The organism is Pseudomonas sp. XP2, from assembly GCF_053557975.1.
On sequence record NZ_JBNRIK010000044.1, the window covers coordinates 13808 to 25001 of the forward strand.

The window sequence follows — 11194 nt, forward strand, 5'->3', positions numbered from 1 at the left end:
GTAAGTCACCGCCATCAGCACCAGGAACAGCGCCAGGTAGAACGGCAGCAGCGCCTTCACCGTCGACTCGATGCTCACCTTGCCGATGGCCGAGCCCACGAACAGCACGGCGCCCACCGGTGGCGTTATCAGCCCGATCCCCAGGTTCACCAGCATGATCATGCCGAAGTGCACCGGGTCTACACCAATACCGGTAATCACCGGCAGCAGGATCGGCGTAAGGATCAGGATCAGCGGCGCCATGTCCATCACCGTGCCCAGCAGCAACAGCATGAAGTTGATGCACATCAGGATCACATAGCGGTTGTCCGACAGGGTCAGGAACGCCGTGGTGATCTTCGACGGGATCTGCATCAGGGTCATCACGTAGCCGAAGCTGGCGGCGAAGCCGATCAGGATCATCACGATGGAGATGGTCCGTACCGTGCGGTGCATCAGCTTGGGCAGGTCGCGCCACTTGTAGTCGCGGTAGATGAACATGGTCACGAAGAATGACCACACCACCGCCACGGCTGCCGATTCGGTCGCGGTGAACACGCCCGACAGGATGCCGCCGAGAATGATGACCATGGCCATCAGGCCCCACAGCGCCTCACCGGCAATCTTCAACGCCTGGCGCAGCGGGATCACTTCGCCCTTGGGGTAGTTGCGCTTCTTCGCGAAGATCAGGCACAGGCCCATCATCACCGCGCTCAGCAGCAAGCCGGGCATCACGCCCGCCATGAACAGCGAGGCAATGGATACCGTGCCGCCCGCCGCCAGCGAGTACAGCACTGAGTTGTGACTGGGCGGGGTCAGCAGCGCCTGCACCGAGCCACTGACGGTCACGGCGGTTGAGAATTCACGCGGGTAACCTTTGCGCTCCATCTCCGGGATAAGCACAGAGCCCACCGAGGCGGTGTCGGCCACCGACGAGCCGGAAATTGCGCCGAAGAAGGTCGAGGCCATGATGTTGACCAGCGACAGGCCGCCACGCACGAAGCCCACCAGCACCCCGGCAAAGGCCACCAGCCGTCGTGACATGCCGCCTTCGGCCATGATTGCGCCGGCCAGCACGAAGAACGGAATGGCCAGCAGCGAGAACTTGTTAACCCCACTGGCCACCTGGATCATCATCGCTTGCAGCGGGATGTCGATCCACCAGGCGCCGATCAGCGCCGACAGGCCCAGGGCGTAGGCCACCGGCATACCGATCAGAATCAGCACGATGAAACTGCCCAACAGAATGAACGCTTCCATTTATGCAGCTCCTTCGTTTTCTTCGACCAGGTCAAAGCGCACGACCTTGCGGTTGCTCTGATCGCCCAGCAGGAGTTTTTCCAGCACGAACACCAGCGTCAGCACGCCGCCGACCGGGATCGGCGCGTAGGTCATGCCAACCCGCACACCGGGCAGCGAGGCCAGCGACTGGTTCCAGGTGGTGATGCACAGCCGGGTGCCGTAATAGGTCATGAACACGCACACCACGATCATCAGCAGTTGTACCAGCAGGGCGACCAACTGGCGCTGCAGCGGCGGCAACCGGTCGGTGATCATCCCCACCGCCATGTGCGCCCCGGCGCGATAGCTGGCGGCGGCACCAACGAAGGTGAACACCACCATCAGCAGGATCGAGACTGGCTCTGGCCAGCTGGAGCCGGTGCCCAGCACGTAGCGGGCGAAGATGCCCCACGGGATGATCAGCGTCATGGCCAGGATCGACAGGCCCGCGATCCAGATGCAGCTGCGGTACAGCGTGTCGTTCACGCTCAGGAAAAGCGATTTCATAGGCATCACCAAAGCGGCAGGGCGGCGGGCGCCGCACTGCCGAGGTCGTCTTGGAAGGGGCTGGTATTACTGGACGGCGTCGATACGCTTCATCAGGTCGGCGTACGGCGCGCCGTACTTCTCGCGTACCGAAGCGGTGGCGTCATAGAACGGCTTTTTGTCCACGGTAATGAACTCGACACCTGCGGCCTTGAGCTTCTCTTCGCTGGCGGCGGACTTGGCATCCCACAGCGCGCGTTCTTCCATCTGCGCCTCACGTGCAACCTTTTTCACCAACGCCTGCTGCTCGGGGCTGAGCTTGTTCCAGGTGGTCTTGGACATCACCACGGGTTCCGGCAGGATCAGGTGGCCGGTCAGGGTGTAGTACTTGGCGCTCTGGAAGTGGTTGTGCTCAAGCAGGGTAGGCGGGTTGTTCTCGGCGCCATCGATCACGCCGGTTTGCAGGGCGCTGAAAATTTCCCCGGTGTCCATGGCGATGCCGTTGCCGCCCATGGCGTTCATCATGTCGATGAACAGCGGGTTGCCCTGTACGCGAATTTTCATGCCCTTGAGGTCTTCCAGGCTGCGTACCGGCTTCTTCGTATAGATGCTGCGCGAGCCGCCGTCCATCCAGGCCAGGGCTACCAGGTTGAAATCGGAGTTGGTGATCTTGTCGAGGATTTCCTGGCCGATCTCGCCGTCGATGATCTTGCGCATGTGATCATGGTCGCGGAACACGAACGGCATGTTGAACACGTTCACATCCGGCACCACCGGGCCGACGATCCCCAGGCTGACGCGGGTCATCTGCACGGCACCGATCTGCGCCTGTTCGATCACTTCCTTTTCCGAACCCAGCACACCGCCGGCAAACATCTTGAAGGTGATGTCGCCATTACTGGCCTGCTCGAGCTTTTTGCCCATGTTCTGTTCGGCGACCACGGTCGGGTAGCCGGCCGGGTGAATTTCGGCGAACTTGATGTCCAGTGCCGAAGCAGGCATGGCCACGCTAAAGGCAAACGGGAGTACGGCAAGGAGTAGCTTGCGTTTGAACGTCATGATGAAACTCCGTGGTTTTTATTATCCGGTTTCGTGTGTGCAAGTGTGGGTGCGGCAAGGGGCGTCAGCCCCGGTAGGCAGGTTCCTCCAGGCCCTTGGTGCCAGGGTTGAGGGCAAATACCCCGCCAGCGAGGGGCTGGTCGCTGAGGTCTGTACCTGCTGGGCGGATGGACGTGACGTACAGGGTGTCGAAGTTGGCGCCGCCAAAGGCGCACATTGCCGGCTTTTTCACCGGTACGCTCAGCGAGCGGTCGAGGCGCCCGTCTGGGGTGAAGCGGTGGATCTGCCCAGCATCGTTGCCGCAGATCCAGTAGCAGCCGTCCTGGTCGATGGCCGCGCCATCGGGGCGCCCTGGGTAGCCGCGCATGTCGACGAACAGCCGCTTGTTGTGCGGCGTGCCGCTGTCGATGTCGTAGTCGAAAGCCCAGACCTTCTGCACGTTGGGGTGCGAGTCGGACAGGTACATGCGCGTGCCGTCGGGGCTGAAAGCCAGGCCGTTGGGCACGATCATCCCGTCTTGCTGCAGGTGCAGCTGGCCTTCTCCATCATGGCGGTACAGCGCACCCACATGGGCACCTTGCTGCATGTCCAGCAGCATGGTGCCGGCCCAGAAGCGGCCTTGGCGGTCGCAGCGGCCATCGTTGAAGCGCATGCCGGCCTGGGCGTGCGGCACGCTGCTGAGCAGGCGGCTATCAAGGCTGCCGTCGGGCTTGGCCTGGAGCTGGAAGATGCCGCTTTCCATGCCGGCGACCCAACCCTGGCCGCTGCGGGCGATGCAGGCCAGCATCTCGTCACCCTGCCAGACCTGGTGTCTGCCATCGGCCGCTTGCCAGCAGTGCAGCTGGCGGGCGGGAATGTCGACCCAGTACAGGGCCTGCTCGCCTGGGTGCCACACGGGGCTTTCGCCTGTGCTGTTACGGGCGTCAACGATCAATTCACAGTTCATGGCCGTGCCTCCTGGCGTGCGTGGGTCAGTCGAACGGGCCGGCGACGGCGAAAGCGCCGCCCTGGTAGACCATGCTCGGGTCATCTGCGGCGGGCGCCGGCTGGGCTTCTACTGCGGCGCGGAAGGGCTCGGAGCTGTCCTTGGGCACATAGCCAAGGTGCTCGGCATGGCGGTTGTCCCACCACACGGTGCGGTTGTCGGAAGCGCCGTAGACGATGGTGTGGCCAACGTTGGGGGTGAAAAGCCCGCGCTCGATCAGCTGCACCAGGTCGTCATAGCTCAGCCACGTGCAGAGCATGCGTGGGTTCTGGGGCTGCGGGAACGACGAGCCTATGCGAATGCTGACAGTCTCGATGCCGTAGCGGTCGAAGTAGAAACTGGCGACATCCTCGCCGTAGCACTTGGACAGCCCGTAGTAACTGTCGGGGCGACGCGGGGAGTGGGCGTCGATACGCTCATCCTGGCGGTAGAAGCCGATGGTGTGGTTGGAGCTGGCGAAGATGATGCGCTTCACCCCGTGCTTGCGCGCCGCCTCGTAGACGTGGAACACGCCGCAGATGTTGGGGCCGAGAATGTCTTCGAAGGAATGTTCGGTGGACACGCCGCCGAAGTGGATGATGGCATCCACGCCTTCGACCAAGGCATGTACCGCAGCCTTGTCGGCCAGGTCACAGGTGATGACTTCTTCATGCGGGCCCGCAGCGGGGGCCATGGCGCTGATGTCGGAAAGGCGCAGGACCTCGGCGTAGCCTTGCAGGCGTTCGCGAAGGACCTTGCCCAGGCCGCCTGCGGCTCCGGTGAGCAGCAGGCGATTGAGGGGGGTAGTGGTCATGGCCGGCTCTTGTTGTTAATTGTTGTAGGTTGTCGTATGACTTTGCTGATTATTGGCGGTGGGTTCGGGTGTTGTCAATGAGGCCTGCGTCTCTTTATGGCCTGTCAGGCCCCTATCGCCGGCAAGCCAGCTCCCACAGCTACTCCACTTGGCTGGAAATTACTGCGGCCTGGTGGGAGCTGGCTTGCCGGCGATAGGGGCAAAGCGGCCCCAATTTCAATCAGTGCCGGTCTTCTCGGTTACAAGAGCGACAGCGGGTAGTTGAAGATCAGCCGGTTCTCATCGAACTCGTTATTGCTGTAATCCCGCCGAATCGACGAATTTCGCCATTTCACGCTCAAGTCCTTGAACGCTCCGCTCTGGATCACGTACGCCAGTTCGGTCTCACGCACCCACTCCTTGCCATCGGTCACGCCCCCGCTATGCACGTCGCGCCCGCTGATGTAGCGGTTCATCAGGGTCAACCCCGGTACCCCGACGGTCACAAAGTTGAAGTCATGACGCACCTGCCACGAGCGCTCGTTGGCATTGTCGAAGCTGGAGTTGTAACTGTCGTTGGCCAAGGTCCCACCGCTGGTGCCGTTTACCCGCATCCAGGTATCACCATCGACTTTCTGCAGCCCCACCCAGAACGTGCTGCCGCCGTACTTGGCCGAGAACATCCCCGAGTAGGTCTTGTTGTCCAGCTGCCCGGCGCGCTCGGAGCCGTCCTCGTCGCCATGGAAGTAACTCAGGTTCGCACCTAGGGTCCAGTCACCCACCGGCTGGCTGTGGCTCAGTTGCAGGTATTGCTGCTGGTACACGTCCTTGAGCACCGCATTCCACAGCCCCACCAGCGTGCGGTCCTGGTTGAACTTGTACTCGCCACCGACGAAGTTGAAACGGTCTGATACGCCGCCGCCGTAGCTCATGTCTTCCATACTGGCGTCGTTGCGCGGGCTGTTGCCGCGGAACTGGCCGCCGTACAGGGTCAGCCCTGCGATTTCATTGGAGGTCACCTGCCCGCCACGGAAGGTCTGCGGCAACGAGCGACCGTCGTCCGAGCGTAGAATCGGCAGCACCGGCATCCACTCACCGATCTTCAGCTCGGTCTTGGAAATACGCGCCTTGCCCGCCACCGCCAGGCGCCCGTAGTCGTCTGCTGGCTTGCCATCGTCATGGCGCGGCAGCAACGCCGTGCCGTAGGTGCCGCCACCGCCATCGAGCTTGACCGACCACAGCCCCAGCACATCCACGCCAAACCCGATCGGGCCCTCGGTGAACCCCGAACGGGCATCGAGAATGAAGCTTTGCGTCCACTCCTCGGCCTTGCTCTGCGGGTTGCTGGGGTTGGTGAAGTTGCGGTTGATGTAGAAGTTGCGCAGCCCGAGGGTGGCCTTGCTGTCCTCGACAAAGCCCGCAGCCAGGCTGGTGCCCGGCAGGCCGGCGATGACCCCGGCGCCAAGCAGGGCGAAGGGCAGGGTGTGGCAGATTTTCATTATTGTTGTGCTCCCGAAGGGTGTGGCAGCCGGTCCACCGGGCACGCGCAAGCGGCCTGCGGCAGGGGCGGGTAGTTAACGGGCCGGTCAGGGCCAGGGGTGAATGCGCAGTAACCGGGCGCTACGTACCGGCAGGTGTACGCGAGCTGGCCGGGCGAAGAGGGGTATGCAACAGTTGTGGGTAGAGCGGGATGGGTGTCGACATGGGATCGTCCACTGATTGTTGTTTTTGTTATGTGTTGTCGTACAACTGTGGGCGATTATTAGCAAGTGGGAGGTGAGCTGTCAACGGCTGATAGCTGAGCAGGTAGGGTCCTGGTTGCTGCATTCCACGCGCCGTACGCGGGATATGGTTTACACATCAAATCCGATTGGCTGTGGACCCTGCCGTTAGCCTGCGCTATCTTCAGATCTGGCCTCGCCCTCGACCACGTAGACTGGCATGTCCAGTCCCGGCATCCTCGTTGGTGCCGTACCCCTCCTGTCGGCGTGGGCGGGGCTTCTTCCTTTTTCGTAATGCTCCCCGACTGATATCGAGCGCTCCCTGGCGCCACGGGCGCCAGCTACCTTGGCAAATCTCCCCTGCTACGCGATTCCCTGTAGGAGCGGCCTTGTGTCGCGAAAGGGCCGCACAGCGGCCCCGGCAAACAATCCACCATTGCAGAATCACCAAGATCAGTGCATTGTAATGACAATCGTCTTTACATGAGGGCCAAGTCATGGCTTCCATCAACATCCGCGTCGACGATGATCTCAAAGCCCGCGCCTACAAAGAGCTCGAGCGCCTCGGTGTAACCCCCTCCGAACTCATGCGGCAGGCTCTGCAATATGTCGCTGAGCGGGGCAAGCTACCCTTCAGGCCAGTCCTGATGACCGAGGAAGATGAAGACCTCATTGCTACCGTACAAGAGCGGCTTGCTTCTGCGCAGCGCGTGAGGGTCCAGCTGGATGACCTATAGCCTCGACTTCGATGCCCGCGCATTGAAAGAGTGGAAGAAGCTGGGCGATACCGTGCGTCAGCAGTTCAAGAAGAAACTGGCAGAGGTCCTGCTGAACCCTCGAATCGAGGCAAACCGCCTTCACTCGCTGCCGGATTGCTACAAGATAAAGCTTCGCAGCAGCGGGTTTAGGCTGGTCTATCAGGTCATTGACCAAGAGGTCGTGGTTTTTGTCGTCGCTGTCGATCGCCGTGAAAGAGACCAAGCTTACAAAAAGGCTGCTGAGCGACTTGAGTAGGCTTCAAGGATTTGGCGGTCCCAGGTCGCAATCTCAAGGCAAATCACCGCCTCAGAGCTAGAGCTCTACTTCTGTGGGAGCGGGCATGCCCGCGAAGAATCCGACTCGGTGTATGGCACCGGCTTCGCCGGTGTTCGCGGCGGTTCCACGCCTCGATGAACCTGCTCCCACACGTCCCCCGTCAGCCCAGATTGCTCATGGCCAAGTCGGCTGGACCGGCTTGCCAAGTAACTTCAGCAAACCGCGGTCTCTGTGGGAGCGGGTTCACCCGCGAAGAGGCCTGCACAGGCAAAATTGCTCGCTAAACCCCATGCATCCGCAGCGCCCGCTGCGCACACTCCCGCCAACTCAATTTGCGCTTCTCCAGCGGCCCCGGTAGCTCCACTTCCCCGGCCAGCACCACCGGCATATCCCGCATCCTCACCCAAGGCTCACTCTGCCAATACAACAACGTCGCGCTTCGTCCACCAGGCCAGCACATATGCCCCAGCCGCGGCCCATCGTCCACCCCTTCAGCCTGAGCATCACGCAGTACCGCCACCACCTCATGTGTCAGCCACCGGCGCAAATGACGGTTCTCCGGCACATGGTGATGCGCCAGCAAGGTATAGGCCCCGGACTCGCTGACCATGGTGGTCTCCTGGTACTTGCCATAGCGGAGCAGTTGCACACTGCGATACTGGTCCGGGTCGAGCTTACGCATGCAGTGTTCGTCGAAGAAGTGCCCGCTCAGCCGGCCGAGTTCGTGAGCGCAGAACCAGGCTTGGGATTCGAGCCAGAGGGTGTGGAGAGGGCGGTTGTGGCGGGTGAAGAGGGTAGGTGTTTGAAGGTCAGTCATGGCTGGCCTCCGTGGTCATTGGAGATCTGAGCAGGCAAGACGCATGTGCGAAGAGCTTGAAGTTGCTGGATTTGGCAGGCATTTCCATTACCTCTACGTGATTTCAGCTTTCTTAGGGCTGGGTGTCGGGAGCTAAGAAATCCCACGTAGCGGACCGGACGTATTCCCCTTACGGGTCTTGTATTAGTCCGCTCCCGACATAACACGTTTTCTGCGCGCAGGATTAGACCACAGGCAGAAAAAAGCCGCATCTGTCGGGGCGGATTGACCGCTACGTGAGGCGTTTCTTAGGCGCCGAAATCACACTACAAAATAGAGGTACCTTCGTCAAGGTTAAAACTTGTAGGAAGATTCCTTGATTTATTTTCCGTGTATTAGAGTCAATAATCCATTTGGATCATCTTTATGAATTAGTGCTGTCTTGTGCTCGCTTTGAGTAAGATTGTAGATGCCGAAGGAGGTTGGGGTGCTGGCATCATCCCAGATGAAGGTGCCGTCATCTTGCAAATCCATGACTGACTCAATTATTTCAAAGTCCATCATGCCGTACCTTCGCTCCTTATTGATCCGAACGACAAATGAGCAAACGTTTTGAAGGTATTCATCTGAAGAAGACTTGTTGAAGAAAATATTATAGCCGTCTTTATCTTTTACGCTGGGGAAGGCTATTCCGTTTGTAGGCGCTCGCTGGTAAATAAGTTTGCCCAGAGTCCGTGTGCGCAAATAGTCTTCTTGAGATGCATTAACATTCGCCAGTGTGTACGCGAGAAATTTATCGGTGTAAATAAATGCTTTAGCGATCTCTCTTGGTGTGTCATTCAACATCTTGGTGATAGCCAGCTCTGGATCCGACCCGAACAATCGCGAGCGGCCTGTCTTTTGAATATGAGCGAAGTCACCAATAGTAGAGATCATCAGCTCTTTATCAGGTTGTATCCTGAAGCCAGCTATTTGAATCAAATCTCCCGCCTTGGCGGAAATTTCAGCTAATGCTGTTTCTTGCCTGAGTGAGGTGTAGAGTACTTGCTCGCCAATATCATTCAGTCTGCCGTATCGGACGTATTCGGTAGGAGGATAAAGTAATTCCGATATTTTATTATAGCGTGTCGAGCTGATTTTTCGGGCTCGCCATAACATGCTGCCGCGCTCAATTTTGAAGGATAGGATTTTGTAGTTTGCTAACAGGTCGAGAAAGCCTTGCGTAATGTCTCTTTCCGTTTTTGCTTGGTCTATCTCATCAAAAATACTTTCTACGTAATCTAGATACATAGTGCATCCTGAAAAATGTACCGATCAACATAAAAAAGGCTGCCCTAGAGCAGCCTTTTCAGAGATGTCAGTCCCAGCTCAACGCCCCACCAGTCTGATACTCAATCACACGCGTCTCAAAGAAGTTCTTCTCTTTCTTCAAGTCCATGATCTCGCTCATCCACGGGAACGGGTTGGTAGTCCCTGGATACTCTTCCTTCAGGCCAATCTGGGTCAAACGACGGTTGGCGATGAACTTGAGGTAGTCCTCCATCATCGCCGCGTTCATGCCCAGTACGCCGCGTGGCATGGTGTCACGGGCGTATTCGATCTCCAGCTGGGTCCCTTGCAGGATCATCTGGGTCGCTTCTTCCTTCATCGCCGCGTCCCACAGGTGCGGGTTTTCGATCTTGATCTGGTTGATCACGTCGATACCGAAGTTCAGGTGCATCGACTCGTCACGCAGGATGTACTGGAACTGCTCGGCAACGCCGGTCATCTTGTTGCGGCGGCCCATGGACAGGATCTGGGTGAAGCCGCAGTAGAAGAAGATGCCTTCCAGTACGCAGTAGTAGGCGATCAGGTTGCGCAGCAGCTCTTTGTCGGTTTCGACGGTGCCGGTGTTGAATTCCGGGTCGGAGATGGCGCGGGTGTACTTCAGGCCCCAGGCGGCTTTTTTAGCGACCGACGGGATCTCGTGGTACATGTTGAAGATTTCGCCTTCATCCATGCCCAGCGACTCGATGCAGTACTGGTAGGCGTGGGTGTGGATCGCCTCTTCGAAGGCCTGGCGCAGGATGTACTGGCGGCACTCCGGGTTGGTGATCAGGCGGTACACGGCCAGGGCCAGGTTGTTGGCAACCAGCGAGTCGGCGGTGGAGAAGAAGCCCAGGTTACGCATGACGATGCGGCGCTCGTCTTCGGTCAGGCCGTCCTGGCTCTTCCACAGGGCGATGTCGGCGGTCATGTTGACCTCTTGCGGCATCCAGTGGTTGGCGCAGCCGTCCAGGTACTTCTGCCAGGCCCAGTCGTACTTGAACGGTACCAGCTGGTTGAGGTCGGCGCGGCAGTTGATCATGCGCTTTTCATCTACGGCAACGCGGGCCGAGGAGCCTTCCAGCTCGGCCAGGCCTTCGGCAACGTCGAGGGCGTCGAGGGCAGCCTTGGCACGTTTGACGGCATCGGAGTCAGAAGCGGTGGCCGCACGGGCTTCCAGGGCGGCGGCACCACCGGCGCTGTCGAGCTTGTCGAGGGTGGCGGCGGCAGCGGCCTGCGCAGGGGTGTTGCCTTTAGCGGCTACTTCGCCGTCTTCTTTGTCGAATTCGTCCCAGCTCAGCATGGTTTGGCTCCTGCTTGAGGGTCGCCCTGGGGCAACCGGTTGGATTTAAAGAATGTGATGCCTGACGCAAGGCCGTAACGGCGAATGGACAGCTCGAGAGGCTGACTCTCGTTTACATCTGAATGTGTTCTGGCTTGTACCTGGCCAGGCCTCGGGGAGGGGCCAGGACAATGAATGGCGCTCTTTTCAGAGGGCGCAAAGTATACCGGAATTCGCCTTCGATCGGGGCGCATGTCTTGCGGGCGAGGGTAACTTTTTCGACCGGGTTTGCGTGCGTCCGTTCACGAAATGGCTGTGTTCTTCTACGGGGGGAGAGTGTAGCGCCAACCCATATCTTGTGCCAGTTTAAATTTTAAGGCACACCATATAGTGTTTCGGAGGGGTTATGTTGTGTGCCCGGGCCTCATCGCCGGCAAGCCAGCGCCCACTGGCAGCGCGCCCGGCTGCAGGGCGATGCACTACCTGTGGGAGC

11 protein-coding genes are annotated in these 11194 nt (G+C 59.4%); 2 read left to right on the forward strand and 9 right to left on the reverse strand.

Annotated features, from left to right (window positions below):
• The 6 genes from ACK1VC_RS27870 to ACK1VC_RS27895 form a co-directional block, all read right to left on the reverse strand.
• Positions 1–1239, reverse strand: a 1239-nt coding sequence (locus ACK1VC_RS27870) for a TRAP transporter large permease (protein WP_449118169.1), incomplete at its 3' end; no start/stop codon positions are given.
• Positions 1240–1767: a TRAP transporter small permease gene (locus ACK1VC_RS27875; RefSeq protein WP_003254832.1), complete on the reverse strand. Its 528-nt coding sequence runs from the start codon at positions 1765–1767 to the stop codon at positions 1240–1242.
• A 66-nt stretch (positions 1768–1833) separates the two neighbouring features.
• Positions 1834–2805 (reverse strand): TRAP transporter substrate-binding protein, encoded by a 972-nt coding sequence (locus ACK1VC_RS27880; protein ID WP_016488691.1) that lies wholly within the window; start codon positions 2803–2805, stop codon positions 1834–1836.
• Positions 2806–2869: 64 nt separating this feature from the next.
• Positions 2870–3751: a glucurono-1,5-lactonase gene (locus ACK1VC_RS27885; RefSeq protein ID WP_016488690.1), complete on the reverse strand. Its 882-nt coding sequence runs from the start codon at positions 3749–3751 to the stop codon at positions 2870–2872.
• A gap of 25 nt (positions 3752–3776) precedes the next feature.
• Positions 3777–4583, reverse strand: coding sequence for an NAD-dependent epimerase/dehydratase family protein (locus ACK1VC_RS27890; RefSeq protein ID WP_023047838.1), 807 nt, complete (start codon positions 4581–4583; stop codon positions 3777–3779).
• 239 nt (positions 4584–4822) lie between these two features.
• A complete protein-coding gene (locus ACK1VC_RS27895) occupies positions 4823–6061 on the reverse strand; it encodes an OprD family porin (RefSeq protein ID WP_191086892.1) in 1239 nt (412 codons plus the stop codon).
• 719 nt (positions 6062–6780) lie between these two features.
• Between ACK1VC_RS27895 and ACK1VC_RS27900 the strand changes: the two genes are divergently transcribed.
• Together ACK1VC_RS27900 and ACK1VC_RS27905 are read left to right on the forward strand one after the other, a co-directional pair.
• A complete protein-coding gene (locus tag ACK1VC_RS27900) occupies positions 6781–7020 on the forward strand; it encodes a type II toxin-antitoxin system RelB/DinJ family antitoxin (protein ID WP_023047837.1) in 240 nt (79 codons plus the stop codon).
• Positions 7010–7297, forward strand: a complete 288-nt coding sequence (locus ACK1VC_RS27905) for a type II toxin-antitoxin system RelE family toxin (RefSeq protein WP_023047836.1) — start codon at positions 7010–7012, stop codon at positions 7295–7297. The genes ACK1VC_RS27900 and ACK1VC_RS27905 overlap by 11 nt, the downstream gene beginning before the upstream one ends.
• Positions 7298–7598: 301 nt before the next feature.
• Here ACK1VC_RS27905 and ACK1VC_RS27910 read toward each other — a convergent pair whose 3' ends face one another.
• The 3 genes from ACK1VC_RS27910 to ACK1VC_RS27920 all read right to left on the reverse strand — a co-directional run bounded on the left by ACK1VC_RS27910 (position 7599) and on the right by ACK1VC_RS27920 (position 10722).
• On the reverse strand, positions 7599–8135 hold the full coding sequence (locus ACK1VC_RS27910; RefSeq protein WP_191086891.1) for a BRO-N domain-containing protein: 537 nt from the start codon (positions 8133–8135) through the stop codon (positions 7599–7601).
• Positions 8136–8495: 360 nt separating this feature from the next.
• A complete protein-coding gene (locus tag ACK1VC_RS27915) occupies positions 8496–9404 on the reverse strand; it encodes an RES domain-containing protein (protein WP_191086890.1) in 909 nt (302 codons plus the stop codon).
• A gap of 67 nt (positions 9405–9471) precedes the next feature.
• Positions 9472–10722 (reverse strand): ribonucleotide-diphosphate reductase subunit beta, encoded by a 1251-nt coding sequence (locus ACK1VC_RS27920; RefSeq protein ID WP_016488688.1) that lies wholly within the window; start codon positions 10720–10722, stop codon positions 9472–9474.
• Positions 10723–11194 lie beyond the last annotated feature (472 nt).

Excerpts from the sequence above, each read along its gene's own strand:
- ACK1VC_RS27875 (WP_003254832.1), bottom strand. The coding sequence starts at position 1,767 with ATGAAATCGCTTTTCCTGAGCGTGAACGACACGCTGTACCGCAGCTGC.
- ACK1VC_RS27880 (WP_016488691.1), bottom strand. The coding sequence starts at position 2,805 with ATGACGTTCAAACGCAAGCTACTCCTTGCCGTACTCCCGTTTGCCTTT.
- ACK1VC_RS27885 (WP_016488690.1), bottom strand. The coding sequence starts at position 3,751 with ATGAACTGTGAATTGATCGTTGACGCCCGTAACAGCACAGGCGAAAGC.
- ACK1VC_RS27890 (WP_023047838.1), bottom strand. The coding sequence starts at position 4,583 with ATGACCACTACCCCCCTCAATCGCCTGCTGCTCACCGGAGCCGCAGGC.
- ACK1VC_RS27895 (WP_191086892.1), bottom strand. The coding sequence starts at position 6,061 with ATGAAAATCTGCCACACCCTGCCCTTCGCCCTGCTTGGCGCCGGGGTC.
- ACK1VC_RS27900 (WP_023047837.1), top strand. The coding sequence starts at position 6,781 with ATGGCTTCCATCAACATCCGCGTCGACGATGATCTCAAAGCCCGCGCC.
- ACK1VC_RS27905 (WP_023047836.1), top strand. The coding sequence starts at position 7,010 with ATGACCTATAGCCTCGACTTCGATGCCCGCGCATTGAAAGAGTGGAAG.
- ACK1VC_RS27910 (WP_191086891.1), bottom strand. The coding sequence starts at position 8,135 with ATGACTGACCTTCAAACACCTACCCTCTTCACCCGCCACAACCGCCCT.
- ACK1VC_RS27915 (WP_191086890.1), bottom strand. The coding sequence starts at position 9,404 with ATGTATCTAGATTACGTAGAAAGTATTTTTGATGAGATAGACCAAGCA.
- ACK1VC_RS27920 (WP_016488688.1), bottom strand. The coding sequence starts at position 10,722 with ATGCTGAGCTGGGACGAATTCGACAAAGAAGACGGCGAAGTAGCCGCT.